Origin of the sequence: Paenibacillus tyrphae, assembly GCF_000722545.1 — a bacterium.
GTDB lineage: Bacteria > Bacillota > Bacilli > Paenibacillales > NBRC-103111 > Paenibacillus_G > Paenibacillus_G tyrfis.
Window position 1 is genome coordinate 59,825 of record NZ_JNVM01000016.1, and the last position, 17,488, is coordinate 77,312.

Consider the following 17,488-nt stretch of genomic DNA (forward strand, 5'->3'; position numbering starts at 1 on the left):
TTGAAAGCTACAGGGTTCAATCATGTGACAATCCGCGTATCCGATTTGTCCCGATCGTTGTTATTTTACGAATCATTGCTGGGTATGAAGCTCGTTCATCGCGGGCGTCTCGACGTTTATTTGGAATGGGGAAGCGTCTGGATATGTTTAATCGAACGAAGCTGCGAGTCTTCGGAGAAGCCGAGTTATGGCGTTGACCATATTGCATTTTCCATAACGGAAGAAGATTTCCATGACGCGGCGGCCAAGCTGCAGGGGGCGGGTGTTCCCATTGTTAGGGGGCCGCTGGAGCGGGGAGGCGGGTACAGCATTAACTTTCTCGATCCGGACGGTACCGAGCTGGAGCTGTTTACGGGTAGTTTAGCGGAACGTATGAAGGGGTGGTCCTGATGGCCGGGGTGAGCTGCGTAAAGCCGATTGCGCCAGGGCTTCGCCGCACCGTTAGCAAGCTTTTTCGATTCATGTTAGCCGTGGGCGCTTTGGCGCTTTTATGGGTCGGCTTCATTCAATGGCGGATAGCTGCGCTGCCGGACGAGAAACTGCCACCGCACGACGTAGGAATCGTGCTCGGAGCGGCCTTATGGCAAACGACGCCGAGTCCGGCGTTAAAGGAACGGTTAGACCGTGCGGTCGAGCTGTACCAGGCCGGTGTCATCCCCCGCATCATCGTGTCCGGAGGCTACGACCGTACCGATTCGCTGCTTACGGAGGCGGAAGGGATGCGCAACTACTTGGTGGACAAAGGAGTACCGAACGAATCCATTTATTTGGAAAACGAAGCGCGCAGCACGCTGCAAAATATGCTGTTCAGCCAAACGATCATGCGGGAACACGGCTGGAGTTCGGCGGTTATTGTCACGCACCGCTATCATGCGGTGCGTGCGCTCGATATGGCGCGATTCCTGGGCTACGATTCTCCTTCCGTATCGCCGATGGAATCCAGCGTGCTTTCGATGGCTTGGCACAAGGGCAGGGAAACGCTCGCGTTGACGAAATGGCAGTGGGACAAGATGCGGGCCGCCTTTGGATACCGGCCAATCACCTGAGTTTGGAGGGGAATGTAAGGCGGAAGCGGTTTATTTTCCGGGGACAAGTTGGTATAATGAAGGTTACGATCTTCAGGCGCGAAGGAGTTGATTGCATTGCCTTTCGGAAACATCGGTATCGGAGGACTTCTTCTGATTGTCATCGTGCTGCTGCTGCTTTTCGGTCCGTCCAAGCTCCCTGAACTCGGAAGAGCCTTCGGTCGGACGCTTAGTGAATTCAAGGAATCGACCCGCGGACTCATGTCCGGGGATAAAGACGATAACAAGCCGCGGGACGATAAAAAAGCCTGAGTGCCGGCGCAAACTCCCTCTACCATATGCTCGTTCTGAGCCTGGAATAGAGGGAGTTTTTTCGTAGCCCTTTTACGCGCTAGTGGTTGTCCATTGGCTTCGTACGATAATGATAGGCGAAAAGCTTCTCATAGCCCGCTCCCGAGTAAAGCCGGATGGCCGGGGCATTGTCCGCGATCACCTGCAAATATAAGCGGTCCGCTCCTTGATCCCGGCTCCAACGCGCCAACTCGTGAACGATGCGCTTGCCGATGCCTTGACCGCGATGGTGCGGATGAACGACGATATTGATGAAGCCGGACCATCCGTCTTCAGCGACGGCCGTTCCCATCCCGACGTATTGGTCGCATTCCATAATGCTTACATAGGCGGTTGGGGCCTCGATTCGGGAGAAGAGGTTATCGTAAAATTCCGAGAGCTCGGGGGCGAAGCCTTCCAGTGCCAAAAAATGCTCAAGCCAAGAGGCGTCATGCGACGGTTGGATAACGGCGCGCAGCATTTTTTTACAACGGGAAAAGAAAGGGGCAGGACGATGATTAAAGCGGTTATTTTTGACTTTGACGGTCTCATTTTGGACACGGAGACTCCGGAATTTGAATCGTTCCGTGAGATGTACCGCATGCATGGAAGCGAGCTGACCTTGGAGGTGTGGGGAGCCTGTATCGGAACGGGGCCGGGGGCGTTCAATCCTTACGATGATCTGGAAAAGCGCCTCGGAACGGCGTACGATCGGGAAGTGGCCAGGGCCCAGCGTAAAGCGTTCTATGAGTTGAACATGCAAGGCGCCGATGTTCGACCCGGTGTTCGGGCGTACTTGAAGCAAGCGCAGCAGCTCGGGCTGCGGATTGGACTCGCTTCCAGCTCCTCCAGAGCATGGGTGACGGGACATTTGGAGCGGTTTGGTCTGTTGTCCTTCTTTGAATGTATTCGCACGTCCGATGACGTAGCGCAGGTGAAGCCTGATCCCGAGCTGTATCGGCTGGTGCTGAAGGAGCTGGGAGTAGCGCCGGAGGAAGCGGTAGCATTCGAGGATTCGCCGAACGGCCTTTTAGCTGCGAAACGGGCAGGAATGCACGGCGTCATCGTTCCGAATCCCGTGACGGTGCGGCTAGAGTTTGGCCCATATGATATGCGGCTGGATTCCATGGAGCAAATGGAATTAAAAGAGTTGATCGGACGGTTAAACGACCGCTCTTCGGATCGTCAGCAGCGGGCTTGACGGAATCGACTTTCAGCAAGCCGGCGGGTCCATATTCTGCACGATGAACATGACGTTGAAACGTTTCTGATCAAGGCTGCCGCTCTTCGAGAGACAGGTTGGCTCTAGCACGACATTAGTTTGCTTCAGGGAGTTATAAATTTTCCTCCGGCCGACTATTAATTAGGGTAGGGGAAGGTGATGAAATGACTCCAGAGACAAACAGGCTCATTACTACGAGAGACCGACAAATCAATGTTGTTTTCAAGTCAACTTCTCCTGAGCCGCTCGCCGTGCAGGAAAAAGTTGATTCAAAAGACGTCATGCAAGCCATGGAAGCATTTTCGGATATCTACAAAGAACTGGACAAGATGATCGGCTTGGACGAGATCAAAGAGCTTGTTTTTCAAATTTATGCGATTTTACAAATCAAGCAATTTCGCTCTCAAGAGGGGCTCCAGGTTAGCTCCAACGTATATCATATGATCTTCAAAGGAAACCCCGGTACGGGAAAGACAAGTGTAGCCAGAATTATCGGGAAGCTGTTCAGATCTATGGGGCTGCTCTCCAAAGGACATCTGATTGAAGTGGAAAGAGCGGACTTGGTTGGCGAATACATCGGCCATACTGCCTTGAAGACGAGAGAAATGGTCAAAAAAGCGCTCGGCGGCATCTTGTTCATTGACGAGGCATACAGTCTGGCTCGGGGCGGAGATAAAGACTTTGGCAAAGAAAGTATCGATTGCTTAGTAAAATCCATGGAGGATCATAAGAATGATTTTATTCTTATTTTGGCCGGTTACCCTAAAGAGATTGAGGATTTTTTAAAGACGAATCCCGGCCTGCCTTCCCGTTTTCCGATTCAGGTTAATTTTCCCGACTATACGATAGACCAATTGATCGAGATCGCGAAGCAAATGGCGGCCGAACGGGAATATGTTATTCTTCCTGAAGCAATCCATAAAATCAAGAACCATTTGATGCAAGAAAAGTTATTGAATCTGAACTTCAGCAACGCCCGTCACATTAGGAATCTGATTGAAAAAGCAATCAGGTTTCAGGCTGTAAGGCTAGTTCGAAGGGCAAGAAAACTAACAAAGCAGGACCTGATAAATCTGACGCATGAGGATTTTTATATTAACGGCAAAACAGAGGAAGAGTCCTATTTTAACCTGAAACCATCGTAGCGGAATGCTGCGCTTTCAAAGCAAAGGTGAGGCTTCATGCCTCTTTTTTTTGTGCTAAAAAGGGACCAGCTCTCCAATGAGTCAAAAAAGCTGAAGCGGTTCGTCAGGTGAATTGTGCGTTACATTTGTTTCTATGGTAAAATCGGGTTGATTCTTTTGAATAAGTGTAAATATATTTTGATTGGAAGGAACAGGGGAACTGAGTCGAAGGCCGGGTAATAAATAGGAATATGGTATACCTATTCGTTAAGGAGGAAGACGCAGGCATGGGAAAACAAGGTGCAGTCAAAATTTTGGATGGTAAACAAATTTACTTGAGGCCTATCGAAATAGATGATCTGGATGATTATTATGTTTACTTGTCCGATCCGACAACGAGCAGGTTTACGGGAAGCCAGAAAGTGTTTTCGAAACAAACGGCAGCCAGTTGGATTGAAAATATCTCAAAGCTTGATTCAAGCCGTGTGGACCTCATGATTATTTCCCAAGCGACAGATCGTCTTGTGGGAGAAGTAGTGCTGAATGACATTGATCCGATAAACCGGAGTGCGAACATCCGGATTGCCATAGCGGGCCAAGCCAATCAAGGGAAAGGCCACGGCACGGAAGCGATGCTTCTCATGCTGCATCATGCTTTCGGGACATTGAATTTGCATAGGGTCGAACTGAGTGTCTACGCTTTTAACGATAGAGCGATTCATGTCTACGAGAAGCTGGGCTTCAAAAGAGAAGGAGTTCAAAGGGACTGCTTATATTGGAATCATCAATATCACGATGCGATAACCATGAGCATATTGGATCACGAATTTCGGAAGCTGCATATGCCGGATCGATTCAACGACGGAGTCTAATTTACTACAGCTTTGGAGGTTTGGTTCATGAGATCCGAAGATCAAATTAAACGTATGATTATCCAATTGGAACAAATGATACAACGATTGGATAAAGCGCACAACGAAAATGAAATAAACGAAATTAAAGCAAAGATTGAAATTTTGGAATGGGTGCTTGATGCGCCTGCCGGTAAGTATCATGCTTAACTCTGGGAATCATCATGAAGAGCTATTATACAAGAGCGCAGGATACCACAAAAAAGCGGCAGCGGGAGAGCGTCTGAGTATAAAACCCCAAAAAGATCATTAGAATTAAAATGAAAGGGAAGGTAAGCCTTAAACTGGCTGCGCGCTTTTTTGAGAAGAACATTGTTCAAATATTAATAGAAAAAGTTTTATTCCTTGAAGATGAAATTGAAATTGGTTTAAAATTTGGTGGTCGAGAGGAAAAAGCCGACAAGGAGATGCGCAAGTAGCATGCGGTGCTTCACCTCGGCCAGTCCAATCCCCAGCCCTCGGAGGCTGGAGCGCAAAACCCCAAAGGAGATAACTAAACGTATATGAAAAAAACGATTCACGAAGTAACAGGAGAAATTCAAGACCGTGCGGTGCTGGTAAGTCTGGTCACGCCGCAGCTTAAAAAACAAGAGCTGTACGATCCCGACCATTCGCTCGCGGAACTGATCAGCTTGGCCGAAACGGCCCAGGTCGAGGTGCTCGGCACGCTGACGCAAAATAAGGAGTATACCGACTCCAAATGGTTCATTGGCAAAGGCAAAGCCGAAGAGCTGAAAGCGATGCTGGAGCAGACCGGCGGCAATACCGCCATTTTCGATCAGGAGCTGTCCGGCGCGCAGGTACGCAATCTCGAGCAGTTTTTGGATGTCAAAATTATCGACCGAACGCAGCTCATTCTGGACATTTTCGCGCAACGGGCGAAGACGCGGGAAGGGATCATTCAAGTCGAGCTTGCCCAGCTCAGCTACCTGCTGCCGAGGCTGTACGGACAAGGCAAAAACTTGTCCCGTCTCGGAGGCGGCATCGGGACGCGGGGGCCCGGGGAAACGAAGCTGGAGACGGACCGCCGTCATATCCGCGAGCGAATCGCAGAGCTGAAGCGGCAGCTGCAAGAGGTAGTCAGACACCGCAGCCTGCACCGGGAGCGCCGCAAAAAGACCGGCGTGTTTCAAGTGGCATTGGTCGGTTATACGAACGCCGGAAAATCCACTTTGCTGCGGCAATTGACCCATGCCGACGTTTATGTCGAGAACCAGCTGTTTGCGACCCTCGATCTGACTTCGCGCTCGCTTGAGCTGCCGGGCGGCATGGAGATCGTCGTCACCGATACGGTCGGGTTTATTCAAAATCTGCCTCACGATCTGGTCGCGGCCTTCAGGGCGACGCTGGAGGAGGCTTGCGAGGCGGATTTGATTCTCCAAGTCGTCGACAGCTCGTCCGAGATGATGGCCGCGCAAATGAAGGTCGTCGATCAAGTATTGGAAGAACTGGGGGCGCACGGCAAAGAACGTGTGACGGTGTTTAATAAAATCGACCTCTGTTCCCCTGAGCAGAAAGAGCTGCTGACGACCGACGGGCCGTTTGTCCGCATCTCGGCTTACCGGGAAGAAGACTTAAGCCTCCTCGTTGAGCTGATCGAATCCCGTTTCATGGGCACAAGCCGAACCTACCGCATACCGGCAGACAAAGGCGATCTGATCTCGCTCGTTTATCGGGTGGGCGAGGTGCTGGAAAATGAAGTGGATGGGGAAGATATGCGGTTTAAGGTCCGGGTGAACAACAAAGAATACGACAAAATTGGTTACCTGCTCGCCGCTTACGATGAAGCGCGCCCAACGCAAGAGGAACCTAAGGGAGAGACATGGGAGGATGTTTAAGGAGAAGGTACTTGGCCTGATGGAGCAGGCCGAGCTGCAAATCGAAGGGAAATTGAAAGAGATCGACCGCGTGATCGACCGGAACCAATGGAAGGTCATTCGCGCTTTTCAGAAGCATAAAGTGAGTGATTATCATTTTGCGGGCTCGACAGGCTACGGTTATAACGACCGGGGACGGGAAGTGCTCGATCTGGTGTACGCCGACGTGTTCGGCGCCGAGGCCGCGCTTGTCCGGCCGCATTTCGTTTCGGGAACGCATACGATCGGCACGGCGCTCTTCGGGGTGCTTCGTCCGGGAGACGAGCTGCTCATGATGACCGGACGGCCCTACGATACGCTGCATAAAGTGATCGGCAAGCCGGGAGACGGGCAAGGCTCGCTTCAGGATTGGGGCATTGCTTACCAGGAGGTCGCGTTGCTGGAGGACGGGTCCCCGGATTTTGCCGCGGTTGCGGAGCGTATTACACCTCGGACAAAGGTGATCGGCATTCAACGTTCCCGCGGATACGCTTGGCGTCCGTCGTTCACCATAGCCCAAATCGGAGAGATGGTGCGGTTCGTCAAAGAAATCAAGCCGGACGTCATTGTATTTGTCGACAACTGCTACGGGGAATTTACAGAGCTGACCGAACCGACAGAGGTCGGTGTCGACTTGATGGCTGGGTCGCTGATCAAAAATCCCGGCGGCGGCCTTGCGGCTACGGGAGGCTACATTGCGGGCAAGAGCCGTTACGTGGAGCTGGCTTCTTATCGCTTAACGGCACCCGGTATCGGTGGCGAGGTGGGCGCCATGCTGGGGACGACCCGGGCTATTTTCCAAGGGCTGTTTCTGGCGCCTCATCTGGTCGGGCAGGCCGTCAAGGGATCGGTATTCGCCGCATCGGTGTTCGAGCAGCTTGGGTTCACGACGCATCCGCGCTGGAACGATCCGCGAACGGATCTGATTCAGGCGGTTCAATTCACGGGGCCGGAGCATTTGATCGCTTTCGTACAGGGGATTCAACAGGCGGCTGCGGTCGATGCTCATGTCGTTCCGGAGCCTTGGGACATGCCGGGGTACGAGCATCCGGTCATTATGGCTGCAGGCACGTTCATCCAGGGAGGGAGTCTGGAGCTTTCGGCGGATGCGCCGATCCGGGAGCCGTACATCGCCTATATGCAAGGCGGGTTAACGTATTCGCATTGCAAAATGGGCGTGCTGACCGCGATCCAAAATATGATGGACCGCGGACTGCTGTCATAACATCGTTTGTCTGTAATTCGATGCGCGGGTGCAGGTCATCCGCGTGTTTTTTGTGAGAAAATATACTGTAATATGGGTTGACATAAGGCGAAAACCTTACATAACTTGACACGTTTTTTGAACGAGGTTACAATAGCGGTAAGGTTCTAAGTGCTTAGGAGTGATGGTCATGAGTGATGATATCCGCAGGAATATGGCGCTTTTTCCCATCGGCATCGTAATGAAGCTGACCGATTTAACCGCTCGGCAAATCCGGTACTACGAACAGCACGAGCTTGTAATTCCGGCCCGAACGGGAGGTAACCAGCGGTTGTATTCGTTCAACGACGTCGAGAGGCTGCTTGAGATTAAAGATTTGATCGAAAAGGGAGTCAACATTGCTGGAATTAAGCAGGTGCTGCTGCCGGTCGACAAAAACTCCGAGGAAGCGACCGTCTTGAACGAGCAGACCGAGGTTAAGCGCCGGGAGCTGACCGATACGCAGCTGCACAGAATGCTAAAGCAGCAGCTGTTGGGCGGCGGCAAGCGTCCGAATCAGGTATCGCTGATTCAGGGCGAATTATCCCGCTTTTTCCGCAAGTAATGCTGTGCCGGGGCCTGTTCCGGTAGCGCTTTCGCGATCCGGACATCGCTCCGTTAATTTGTCCCATAGTTTAAGGAGGAGATTGTACAGTGACGGATAAACAATACACCAAGGAAGACATTCTGCGCATCGCCAAGGAAGAAAATGTAAGATTCATCCGCCTGCAATTTACCGACCTGCTCGGTACGATCAAAAATGTGGAAATCCCTGTAAGTCAGCTGGAGAAAGCTCTCGACAACAAAATGATGTTCGACGGTTCTTCCATCGAAGGCTACGTTCGTATCGAAGAATCCGATATGTACTTATACCCGGATCTGAATACTTGGGTCGTTTTTCCATGGGTGACGGAAGACCGTGTTGCCCGTATGATTTGCGATGTGTACCTGCCGGACGGCCGGCCGTTCCCGGGCGATCCGCGCGGCATTCTGAAATCGATGCTGAAGGAAGCCGAGGAAATGGGCTTCAGTTCGATGAATGTCGGTCCGGAGCCAGAGTTTTTCTTGTTCAAAACCGATGAAAAAGGCAATCCGACGATGGAATTGAACGATCAAGGCGGTTATTTCGATCTCGCACCGACGGACTTGGGAGAAAACTGCCGCCGCGAAATCGTACTGACGCTGGAGGAGATGGGCTTCGAAATCGAGGCGTCTCACCACGAGGTGGCTCCGGGTCAGCACGAAATCGACTTTAAATATGCGGACGCCATCAAAGCGGCCGACCAGATTCAAACGTTCAAGCTCGTTGTCAAAACGATCGCAAGACAGCATGGCTTGCATGCCACCTTTATGCCGAAACCGCTGTTCGGCGTGAACGGCTCCGGAATGCACTGCCACCAATCGCTGTTCCGCGGCAAAGAGAATGCGTTCTACGAGGAAAGCGACAAGCTGGGTCTGAGCACGTTGGCCAGACAATACATGGCAGGAATTTTGCGTCATGCCCGCGCTTTTGCGGCCATTACGAATCCGACGGTCAACTCCTACAAACGTCTGGTGCCAGGCTATGAGGCGCCTTGCTACGTAGCGTGGTCGGCCAGCAACCGCAGCCCGATGATCCGCATTCCGGCTTCACGCGGTCTTAGCACGCGCGTGGAAGTGCGTAACCCGGACCCGGCGGCCAACCCATATCTTGCGCTCGCCGTTATGCTTAAAGCAGGGCTCGACGGCATCAAGAACAAAATGCAGCTGCCGCCTCCGACTGATCGGAACATCTATGTGATGTCTGATGAGGAGCGGGAAGAGCAGGGTATCCCAAGCTTGCCGGTTGACTTGAAGCAAGCGATTGATGAGCTGCTTCGCGACGATGTGATCTGCGATGCGCTCGGCGATCATGCTCTCGCGCACTTCGTCGAGCTCAAGGAAATCGAGTGGGACATCTACCGGACTCAAGTTCACGCTTGGGAACGCGACCAGTATTTGACCCTTTATTAATAATTAGCAGGCATTAGCAGCAGCCTCTCATGATGGTGAAGCCATGATGAGAGGCTTTTGTGCATGTAAAAGCTGACTTGGATTTGAAAGGAGATTTCAAGCTCGGACACTCAGAGGATGACAGCAAAAAAGACTCCTTCATCAGGAGTCTTGATTCTGGTTACATCGGAACGAAATTAATGAATATTGCGGAATACGCCGATGACTTTACCGAGGATCGATACGTTCTTCAGTCGGAGCGGCTCCATTGTCGGGTTTTCCGGTTGAAGACGGATATGGTCCTTTTCTTTATAGAACGTTTTGACTGTCGCTTCGTCGTCCTCGGTCATAGCGACCACAATCTCGCCGTTGTTAGCCGTTTGCTGCTGGCGAACGATGACAAAGTCTCCGTTGCGAATGCCCGCCTCGATCATACTCTCGCCGATGACGCTCAACATGAAGACGTTATGGTCCCCAACGTAGTTGCTCGGAAGCGGGAAGTAGTCTTCAATGTTCTCTGTCGCGGTAATCGGTACGCCGGCCGTAACCCGTCCGATCAACGGAACGCGGGAAACCGATACTGCGAATGCGCCGTCGCCGGTCGTACCGTCCAAAATCTCAATGGCTCTGGGCTTCGTAGGATCGCGCCGGATCAGCCCTTTCTTTTCCAGCCGCTCCAAATGACCGTGTACCGTCGAACTGGAAGCAAGACCGACCGCTTCGCCGATTTCCCGAACGGACGGAGGATACCCTTTATCTTTGACCTCGTTCTTGATGAACTCCAGAATAGCTTGCTGGCGAGTGGATATCTTGCCCATATGAATCACTCCATTTTTGGTAATCATTACTTAGGAGTATAACACAGAACCGGAGTTCGTACAAACATAAGTTCGAGAAATGGATTGACACAAACGTTTGTTCGTGTTAAATTCAGAACAGAACAAATGTTTGGGGGATGATATTCATGTATCAGAACAATCAAATGTTGGCACAATACAACCGTAATTCGGCTGCCGTCTCCATAGATCCCGCTTACAAAGTGAAAAAAAACCGAACATATGTACGAGTTATGATTTTTGTTATATCAGTACTGATGCTGCTCTTTGTCGGAGGTACCGTATCCGCTTGGGTAGGAAACGATGACGCTTATGCCAAAAGCACCGTATCCGCTCAAGCATACGTAGTTGTAGCCCACGGCGATACGTTGTGGAGTATTGCTTCTTCGCATGTGACAAAAGGACAAGATCTGAGAGAGTACGTCTTTCAGCTAAGGAAGTTGAACAATTTGAAGAACGTAACCATTCACGAAGGGCAAAAGCTGCTGCTTCCATAATACATAACCTTTTTAACTTTTCCTGAATTTCTTCCGCAAGGCTTCGGCTCAATCTCTTGACTTTCAAATCCGGTAATGTCAAAGTATAATTTGATATGAAGCCTTCTCGTTCGTGGATTAGCGAACGGAGACCTAACATTACCGGGAGGACAAGCATGATTGAATCGGAGCACGACATAACCGTTAAGCGGATCAACGAGTTGGCCCGCAAGGCGAAAGACGAAGGATTGACGGAAGAAGAAATGGATGAGCGCAACGCACTTAGGAAAAAGTATATCGATTCTTTTAAATCCTCCTTGCGTTCTCAACTGGACAACATTAAATTTGTAGATGAGGACGAGAAGAAGTAAGGAGGAGGGGACTTGCTTCACTGATACAGCGTTTCCGGGCGCCGGAACGACATAAACTGTTTCAGAGGTCAAGTCCGGGATTGGAGTTAAAATCCAATTGAGATACGCACTGTACGTTGGATGATCTAGTAGCCGCTGGAAAAGCGCGGTGTATTGGATGCTCCAACTTTTTGACGTATTTAGACGTATCGGTTGACGAAATCGATCGGGAACGGCGAGTTAACGGAAAGTAGAAAGAATGGACAAAGGGGCTCAGCTATGTCACGGAAATGGCAACGAATGGTTCGCAAAAATACGAAAGTAACTAACATTCAGCGCAAAAAGAACGGCAAGGAAACGATTGCAGAATCAAGCGCTTCCGACAATTCGGTCACCTTTAAAGGACGCAGCTGGTTCCTTCCAATGATATTGGTCGCCACCGGGATCTTCTGCTTCATTATATTCCGCGGTCAAGCGGGACAAGATCAGATGTACTGGTTCACGGGTGCGAGCTACATATTCCTTGCCCTGTTGATTTATTGGGTCCGTCGGCCGCTGTTGAAAATAGGCCAGGATTCGCTTACTTCCCGTCGTTTCGGCGGAGACCGGACCATGAGTGCGGATATGATCGACGAAATTTCCGTGACGAAGGATTCGATCTTTATTACCTTAAAGCCGAAAGGCGCCCGCTGGGGATACACGAAATTTTATCATCAATTCCCCGTAGATGCGGCGAGGGAGAAGCTTCAAGAGTTTGCTCAAAAAAATCAAGTGGCATTTAAGCAAGAATCTTAAGACAGAACCGACATCACAGTGGAGAAAGAGGAATCCGGCTTATGGCAATCAAAGCGGTGCTTTTTGATTTGGACGATACGCTGCTCTGGGACGAGCGCAGCGTGAAAGAAGCGTTTCAGGCGACTTGCAGCGAGGCCGCCAAGCATTACGAGATCGATCCTGCCCAGCTTGAGGAAGCGGTAAGACGCGAAGCCCGGACACTGTACGAATCGTTCGAGACGTTCCTGTTTACCAAAAAAATCGGAATTAACCCGTTTGAAGGGCTGTGGGCCCGGTTTGTCGAAGGCGAACAGGAAGAGTTCCGCAAGCTTCAATCGTTGGCCCCGGCCTATCAGCGGGATTCGTGGACCCGTGGCTTAAAGGCTCTCGGGATAGAAGATCCCGAGCTGGGACTGAAGCTAGCGGAGATGTTTCCGGCTGAGCGAAGAAACCGTCCGATCGTTTATGAAGAAACGTTCGAGGTGTTGGATCAACTGAAAGGGAAGTACAAGCTGCTCTTGCTTACGAACGGCTCGCCCGATCTGCAAAAAGAGAAATTGGCGGGCGTCCCGCAGCTTGCTCCTTATTTCGATCATATTATTATTTCTGGCGAGTTTGGCGAAGGAAAGCCTGCGGTATCGATTTTCGAGCATGCGATGCAGCTGCTCGGCATTTCGGCCGAGGAAGGCGTCATGATCGGCGACAAGCTGACGACGGATATTTTGGGCTCCAACTCGATCGGGATGCGAAATATGTGGATTAACCGCCATGGGCTCTCGGTATCGGACGAGATTACTCCGGCGCACGAAATTACGAGCCTCCGGGATATTCAGAAGATTATTGATTCCTTGGAAGCTTAGGATCTAAACGGAGTTGTACCTTTATCTATGAGCTTATGTGCAATCAGCACTCATTTTGCCTAGCCGAAAAACCCGTCATATATATGGCGGGTTTTTCATTGTAAATAATAAAGCAAGCCGCCTTGGACAAGGGGCCTGCTGCCTGAATGTTCATTTATTTAAAAGTTCCGCTTACGCTTTTTGGAAAGTCGGATCTTCGAACGGATGTGCGATCCAGCCCTCGGTTTCGATGAAAAGACGGACAGCTACGATTTGACGGTTTTCCATCAAGGTGAAGAAGTGCGGCTTATGCTCCGGAACCGAGATCACGTCGCCAGCTTCCAGTTCAACGTCAAAATAACCGACATCGTCTGTCCCTTTAATGATGAAAATTCCTTTGCCGGCCGTGATGGCGCGAACTTCGTCTTCCGTATGCGTGTGCACCTGTTCGAATTTTTTGAGCAGTTCATCCAAATTCGGGGTGGCGTCGGACAGCGCGACGATGTCCCAAGTCTGGTAACCGCGGCGGCTAGCCAGATCGCGGATTTCTTCATCGAAGGTAGCCAAAATCTGCGATTTTTCCTCGTCCGTCAACGAAAACTTCCCTTGAAGCTCTACAGGCAGCTTAGTGGCGTTCCAATGCTCATAAAGCACCTCTTGCTTATCTAAAAATGCTTTTACGTTGGCTTCGCCCGAGATGCGCTCGTTGGTGTTGCGAATGCGAATTTCTGCCATTGTTCTCCCTCTTCCATCTTGAATTCGTAACTTCTGCTTCTTATTATAGTGGAAGGGGACGCATCTGTCGATGTATAATGTATATAAATCCGATAGGATTCATTAGATAAGTGCTGAATTTTGTCACAATTGCTTTTCAACATGTATCGTTTCTGTTACACTTAAGGTTACATAATTTGTGAGTATCATGAGCAGTACGGTGCGAGAATCATAGATCGGCTGCATGAGTATCCGACCCCAATACACAACGGAGCGGGGCGGCAGGGTGAAAGGGGATCACGGATGAGCAAGCCTTTACTACAGGATCAATTACAGAAAAAAATTATGATTTTAGACGGTGCCATGGGAACGATGATCCAACAGGAGAATTTAACCGCAGACGATTTCGGCGGCGACGAATTGGATGGCTGCAACGAAATTTTGGTGGTAACCCGGCCTGACGTCATCCGTAAAATCCATGAAGCGTATTTTGCGGCCGGTGCCGATATGGTAGAGACGAATACGTTCGGCGCAACAAGCGTCGTACTGGCAGAATATGATCTGCAGGACCGCACGCGGGAGCTTAACCTTGCAGCGGCCAAGCTAGCCGTCGAAGCGGCTGAAAAATACAGTACGCCGGAATGGCCCAGATACGTTATCGGTGCGATGGGGCCGACGACGAAGACGCTTTCCGTAACCGGCGGAGTTACCTTCGACGAGCTCGTGGACAGCTACTACGAACAGGCGCTTGCGTTGATGGAGGCAGGCGTGGACGCGCTGCTGCTCGAAACGTCGCAGGATACGTTGAACGTCAAAGCCGGCAGCATAGGCATTCGCAAAGCGTTTGAGACGGAAGGCCGCAAGCTTCCGCTCATGATTTCCGGTACAATCGAGCCGATGGGCACGACGCTGGCAGGTCAAAATATCGAATCGTTCTATATATCGCTTGAGCATCTCGAACCGATTTCGGTCGGATTGAACTGCGCTACCGGACCGGAGTTTATGCGTGACCATATCCGAACGCTGGCCGATATTGCAGGGACGGCGGTAAGCTGCTATCCGAATGCCGGTCTTCCGGACGAGAACGGAGAGTACCACGAATCGCCGGAATCGCTCGCCAAGAAGCTGGCAGGCTTTGCCGAGCAGGGCTGGCTGAACATTGCCGGCGGCTGCTGCGGTACGACGCCGGATCATATCCGCGCAATGGCCGAAATGCTCGGCCAGTACCAACCGCGCGGTCACCGGGGAGAGCATCCGCCCGCGGTATCCGGTATCGAGACGGTTTACATTGAAGACGCGAACCGCCCTTACATGGTCGGAGAACGGACGAACGTTCTCGGATCGCGGAAGTTCAAGCGGCTTATTGCCGAAGGCAAGTATGAGGAAGCGTCCGAGATTGCCCGGGCACAGGTGAAAGGCGGCGCGCATGTCATCGACGTCTGTCTGCAGGACCCGGACCGCGACGAAACGAGCGATATGCAGCAGTTTCTGGAGCTTGTCGTTAAAAAAGTGAAAGTGCCACTTATGCTCGATTCCACGGATTATGGGGTCATTGAGCTGGGGCTCAAATATTCGCAGGGGAAAGCGATCATCAACTCGATCAACCTGGAGGACGGGGAAGAGAAGTTTGAGAAGGTCGTACCGCTTATTCATAAATACGGCGCGGCCGCTGTCGTCGGCACGATTGACGAGCGGGGGCAGGCCATTACGGCCGCAGACAAGCTTGAAGTAGCTAAGCGATCCCATGATTTGCTGGTGAACAAGTATGGCATGCATCCGAACGATATTATTTTTGACCCGCTTGTTTTTCCTGTTGGAACGGGGGATCAGCAATATATCGGCTCTGCTAAGGAGACAATCGAAGGAATTCGGTTAATTAAAGAAGCGATGCCTGAGACCGAGACGATACTTGGCCTAAGCAACGTGTCGTTCGGCTTGCCGGAAGCGGGCCGCGAGGTGTTAAACGCCGTCTTTTTGTATCATTGTACGAAAGCCGGATTGGACTATGCGATCGTTAATACGGAAAAGCTGGAGCGCTATGCATCCATACCGGAAGAGGAGCGCCGTCTTGCCGAAAGTCTGATTTACGATACGAACGACGAAACGCTGGCCGAATTCGTAGCGCATTTCCGCACGAAGAAGGTCGAAAAGAAGGAGAAAATTTCAAACCTAACGCTGGAAGAACGGTTGGCCTCTTACGTTGTCGAAGGAACGAAGGACGGACTGATCGCGGATTTGGACGTAGCGCTGCAAAAATACAAACCGCTCGATATTATTAACGGTCCGCTGATGAAAGGGATGGAGGAAGTCGGCAGGCTGTTCAACAATAACGAGCTGATCGTGGCGGAGGTGCTGCAAAGCGCCGAGGTCATGAAGGCATCCGTTGCTTATTTGGAGCCGTTCATGGAAAAATCGGAAAGTGCCGTGAAAGGAAAAATCATTTTGGCCACGGTCAAGGGCGACGTGCACGATATCGGCAAAAACTTGGTCGAAATCATTTTATCCAACAACGGCTATCGGATCATTAACCTGGGCATTAAAGTTCCGCCGGAGCAATTGATCGATGCTTACCGTAAGGAGCGGCCGGATGCGATCGGGCTGTCCGGGCTGCTCGTCAAATCGGCGCAGCAAATGATCATCACGGCGCAGGACTTGAAGACGGCCGGCATCGACGTGCCGATTATGGTGGGCGGCGCGGCGCTGACCCGGAAGTTCACAAAGACGCGGATTGCGCCGGAGTATGACGGTTTGGTACTATATGCCAAAGACGCGATGGACGGGCTGGATATTGCGAACAAGCTGAGCGACCCCGAGCAGCGGCAGCAGCTTGTACGGGAGCTTCGGGACAGTATGGAGTCCGACGTGAAGGAATCCGGCCGCAAAGAAGAGCAAATGCCGGCTTTGACCCGCGTCAGAACGTCTTCGGTGGACCGGACCGTTCCGGTGCAGGTGCCGCCGAGCTTGGATCGCCGCGTGCTGCGCGACTACCCGATAAGCCATCTGATCCCGTATATCAACATGCAGATGCTGCTTGGACATCATCTTGGTTTGAAGGGGAAAATCGACCAATTGCTGGCCGACAAAGATCCGAAGGCGATGCAGCTTAAAGAAACCGTTGACGAGCTGTTGGCGGAGGCACAGAAAAACGGCATCCTTCAAGCGCACGGCATGTACCGTTTCTTCCCGGCGCAGTCGGACGGCAACGATGTGCTCGTTTACGATCCCGAGGATCATACGAAGGTGCTTCAGAAGTTTACATTCCCGCGGCAGGAGAAGGAGCCGTACTTGTGCTTGGCCGACTACCTCAAGCCGGTAGACAGCGGAATCATGGATTACGTCGGCTTTCTCGTCGTGACGGCAGGACATGGTGTCAGTGATCTTGCAACCCAATGGCGGGATAAAGGCGACTACCTGCGGTCCCATGCGCTTCAAGCGGCGGCTCTCGAGGCTGCCGAAGGGTTCGCCGAGCGTATACACCAAATGATGCGTGACGTCTGGGGCTTCCCGGACCCGGCCGAAATGACGATGCAGGAGCGCTTCGGAGCCAAGTACCGCGGACAGCGGTTCTCATTCGGCTATCCGGCGTGTCCGAACCTCGACGATCAGCAGCAGCTGTTTGCTCTGATGAAGCCGGAGGATATCGGCGTTCAATTGACGGAAGGCAGCATGATGGAGCCGGAGGCATCCGTGTCGGCTATCGTGTTTGCGCATCCGCAGGCTCGTTATTTCAACGCATAACCGTTTTTTGGGTATGCTATAAAAGGAGTGGGGCCTTGGTCGCTCCACTCTTTTGTTTAAGAAGCAAGAAAAAGCTTGC

General features: G+C 51.6%; 20 protein-coding genes. 17 read left to right on the plus strand and 3 right to left on the minus strand.

Going from position 1 to position 17,488, the window contains the following annotated elements; translation table 11 throughout:
* The 3 genes from ET33_RS19315 (at position 1) to tatA (ending at position 1,337) form a co-directional block, all read left to right on the plus strand.
* Positions 1 to 390, plus strand: a complete 390-nt coding sequence (locus ET33_RS19315) for a Fos family putative thiol transferase (protein WP_036685422.1) — start codon at positions 1 to 3, stop codon at positions 388 to 390.
* Positions 390 to 1,046 (plus strand): SanA/YdcF family protein, encoded by a 657-nt coding sequence (locus ET33_RS19320; protein WP_036685425.1) that lies wholly within the window; start codon positions 390 to 392, stop codon positions 1,044 to 1,046. Before ET33_RS19315 ends, ET33_RS19320 begins: the two co-directional genes overlap by 1 nt.
* A gap of 96 nt (positions 1,047 to 1,142) precedes the next feature.
* A complete protein-coding gene (gene tatA / locus ET33_RS19325; protein WP_036685429.1) occupies positions 1,143 to 1,337 on the plus strand; it encodes a twin-arginine translocase TatA/TatE family subunit in 195 nt (64 codons plus the stop codon).
* 79 nt (positions 1,338 to 1,416) lie between these two features.
* Here tatA and ET33_RS19330 read toward each other — a convergent pair whose 3' ends face one another.
* Entirely contained in the window at positions 1,417 to 1,836 is a 420-nt protein-coding gene (locus ET33_RS19330) for a GNAT family N-acetyltransferase (protein ID WP_161783554.1), read from the minus strand.
* Between the two features lie 33 nt (positions 1,837 to 1,869).
* Between ET33_RS19330 and ET33_RS19335 the strand changes: the two genes are divergently transcribed.
* The 9 genes from ET33_RS19335 (at position 1,870) to glnA (ending at position 9,703) form a co-directional block, all read left to right on the plus strand.
* The gene (locus ET33_RS19335) at positions 1,870 to 2,556 is read left to right on the plus strand and encodes an HAD family hydrolase (RefSeq protein WP_036685966.1); all 687 of its coding nucleotides are present in this window, start codon (positions 1,870 to 1,872) and stop codon (positions 2,554 to 2,556) included.
* 185 nt (positions 2,557 to 2,741) lie between these two features.
* A complete protein-coding gene (locus ET33_RS19340; RefSeq protein ID WP_036685432.1) occupies positions 2,742 to 3,722 on the plus strand; it encodes an AAA family ATPase in 981 nt (326 codons plus the stop codon).
* Positions 3,723 to 3,988: 266 nt separating this feature from the next.
* Positions 3,989 to 4,573 (plus strand): GNAT family N-acetyltransferase, encoded by a 585-nt coding sequence (locus ET33_RS19345; RefSeq protein WP_036685436.1) that lies wholly within the window; start codon positions 3,989 to 3,991, stop codon positions 4,571 to 4,573.
* Between the two features lie 27 nt (positions 4,574 to 4,600).
* Positions 4,601 to 4,762 carry a hypothetical protein gene (locus ET33_RS38975; RefSeq protein ID WP_161783555.1) on the plus strand — a complete coding sequence of 54 codons (162 nt, stop codon included), beginning with the start codon at positions 4,601 to 4,603 and terminating at the stop codon, positions 4,760 to 4,762.
* A gap of 110 nt (positions 4,763 to 4,872) precedes the next feature.
* Positions 4,873 to 5,031, plus strand: a complete 159-nt coding sequence (locus ET33_RS38980; protein WP_161783556.1) for a hypothetical protein — start codon at positions 4,873 to 4,875, stop codon at positions 5,029 to 5,031.
* A gap of 84 nt (positions 5,032 to 5,115) precedes the next feature.
* Entirely contained in the window at positions 5,116 to 6,450 is a 1,335-nt protein-coding gene (gene hflX / locus ET33_RS19350) for a GTPase HflX (RefSeq protein WP_036685439.1), read from the plus strand.
* Positions 6,443 to 7,693, plus strand: coding sequence for a methionine gamma-lyase family protein (locus ET33_RS19355; RefSeq protein ID WP_036685442.1), 1,251 nt, complete (start codon positions 6,443 to 6,445; stop codon positions 7,691 to 7,693). Before hflX ends, ET33_RS19355 begins: the two co-directional genes overlap by 8 nt.
* A 169-nt stretch (positions 7,694 to 7,862) precedes the next feature.
* Positions 7,863 to 8,276, plus strand: a complete 414-nt coding sequence (locus ET33_RS19360) for a MerR family transcriptional regulator (RefSeq protein WP_010494149.1) — start codon at positions 7,863 to 7,865, stop codon at positions 8,274 to 8,276.
* An 89-nt stretch (positions 8,277 to 8,365) separates the two neighbouring features.
* The gene (gene glnA, locus ET33_RS19365; protein WP_036685444.1) at positions 8,366 to 9,703 is read left to right on the plus strand and encodes a type I glutamate--ammonia ligase; all 1,338 of its coding nucleotides are present in this window, start codon (positions 8,366 to 8,368) and stop codon (positions 9,701 to 9,703) included.
* A gap of 176 nt (positions 9,704 to 9,879) precedes the next feature.
* Here the strand turns inward: glnA and lexA are convergent, their stop codons facing one another.
* Positions 9,880 to 10,500: a transcriptional repressor LexA gene (gene lexA / locus ET33_RS19370; RefSeq protein WP_036685446.1), complete on the minus strand. Its 621-nt coding sequence runs from the start codon at positions 10,498 to 10,500 to the stop codon at positions 9,880 to 9,882.
* 146 nt (positions 10,501 to 10,646) lie between these two features.
* Between lexA and ET33_RS19375 the strand changes: the two genes are divergently transcribed.
* The 4 genes from ET33_RS19375 to ET33_RS19390 all read left to right on the plus strand — a co-directional run bounded on the left by ET33_RS19375 (position 10,647) and on the right by ET33_RS19390 (position 12,978).
* Positions 10,647 to 11,015 (plus strand): LysM peptidoglycan-binding domain-containing protein, encoded by a 369-nt coding sequence (locus tag ET33_RS19375; RefSeq protein WP_036685449.1) that lies wholly within the window; start codon positions 10,647 to 10,649, stop codon positions 11,013 to 11,015.
* A 155-nt stretch (positions 11,016 to 11,170) separates the two neighbouring features.
* On the plus strand, positions 11,171 to 11,365 hold the full coding sequence (locus ET33_RS19380; RefSeq protein WP_036685452.1) for a DUF896 domain-containing protein: 195 nt from the start codon (positions 11,171 to 11,173) through the stop codon (positions 11,363 to 11,365).
* Positions 11,366 to 11,623: 258 nt separating this feature from the next.
* Positions 11,624 to 12,139 (plus strand): hypothetical protein, encoded by a 516-nt coding sequence (locus ET33_RS19385; protein ID WP_200879225.1) that lies wholly within the window; start codon positions 11,624 to 11,626, stop codon positions 12,137 to 12,139.
* A 41-nt stretch (positions 12,140 to 12,180) separates the two neighbouring features.
* Entirely contained in the window at positions 12,181 to 12,978 is a 798-nt protein-coding gene (locus ET33_RS19390) for an HAD family hydrolase (protein WP_036685459.1), read from the plus strand.
* A gap of 171 nt (positions 12,979 to 13,149) precedes the next feature.
* On the opposite strand, the gene ET33_RS19395 is transcribed toward ET33_RS19390, so the two are convergent.
* Positions 13,150 to 13,692, minus strand: coding sequence for a 1,2-dihydroxy-3-keto-5-methylthiopentene dioxygenase (locus ET33_RS19395; RefSeq protein ID WP_036685462.1), 543 nt, complete (start codon positions 13,690 to 13,692; stop codon positions 13,150 to 13,152).
* A 282-nt stretch (positions 13,693 to 13,974) separates the two neighbouring features.
* Here ET33_RS19395 and metH point away from each other — a divergent pair, with 282 nt between their 5' ends.
* On the plus strand, positions 13,975 to 17,409 hold the full coding sequence (gene metH, locus ET33_RS19400; protein ID WP_036685464.1) for a methionine synthase: 3,435 nt from the start codon (positions 13,975 to 13,977) through the stop codon (positions 17,407 to 17,409).
* Positions 17,410 to 17,488: the final 79 nt, after the last annotated feature.

Coding starts and splice junctions, on each gene's coding strand:
- ET33_RS38975 (WP_161783555.1), top strand. CDS start 4,601: ATGAGATCCGAAGATCAAATTAAACGTATGATTATCCAATTGGAACAA.
- ET33_RS19380 (WP_036685452.1), top strand. CDS start 11,171: ATGATTGAATCGGAGCACGACATAACCGTTAAGCGGATCAACGAGTTG.
- ET33_RS19390 (WP_036685459.1), top strand. CDS start 12,181: ATGGCAATCAAAGCGGTGCTTTTTGATTTGGACGATACGCTGCTCTGG.
- ET33_RS19320 (WP_036685425.1), top strand. CDS start 390: ATGGCCGGGGTGAGCTGCGTAAAGCCGATTGCGCCAGGGCTTCGCCGC.
- ET33_RS19375 (WP_036685449.1), top strand. CDS start 10,647: ATGTATCAGAACAATCAAATGTTGGCACAATACAACCGTAATTCGGCT.
- metH (WP_036685464.1), top strand. CDS start 13,975: ATGAGCAAGCCTTTACTACAGGATCAATTACAGAAAAAAATTATGATT.
- ET33_RS19345 (WP_036685436.1), top strand. CDS start 3,989: ATGGGAAAACAAGGTGCAGTCAAAATTTTGGATGGTAAACAAATTTAC.
- ET33_RS19395 (WP_036685462.1), bottom strand. CDS start 13,692: ATGGCAGAAATTCGCATTCGCAACACCAACGAGCGCATCTCGGGCGAA.
- ET33_RS19355 (WP_036685442.1), top strand. CDS start 6,443: ATGTTTAAGGAGAAGGTACTTGGCCTGATGGAGCAGGCCGAGCTGCAA.
- ET33_RS19385 (WP_200879225.1), top strand. CDS start 11,624: ATGTCACGGAAATGGCAACGAATGGTTCGCAAAAATACGAAAGTAACT.
- ET33_RS38980 (WP_161783556.1), top strand. CDS start 4,873: ATGAAAGGGAAGGTAAGCCTTAAACTGGCTGCGCGCTTTTTTGAGAAG.
- hflX (WP_036685439.1), top strand. CDS start 5,116: ATGAAAAAAACGATTCACGAAGTAACAGGAGAAATTCAAGACCGTGCG.
- lexA (WP_036685446.1), bottom strand. CDS start 10,500: ATGGGCAAGATATCCACTCGCCAGCAAGCTATTCTGGAGTTCATCAAG.
- ET33_RS19360 (WP_010494149.1), top strand. CDS start 7,863: ATGAGTGATGATATCCGCAGGAATATGGCGCTTTTTCCCATCGGCATC.
- ET33_RS19335 (WP_036685966.1), top strand. CDS start 1,870: ATGATTAAAGCGGTTATTTTTGACTTTGACGGTCTCATTTTGGACACG.
- ET33_RS19330 (WP_161783554.1), bottom strand. CDS start 1,836: ATGCTGCGCGCCGTTATCCAACCGTCGCATGACGCCTCTTGGCTTGAG.
- ET33_RS19340 (WP_036685432.1), top strand. CDS start 2,742: ATGACTCCAGAGACAAACAGGCTCATTACTACGAGAGACCGACAAATC.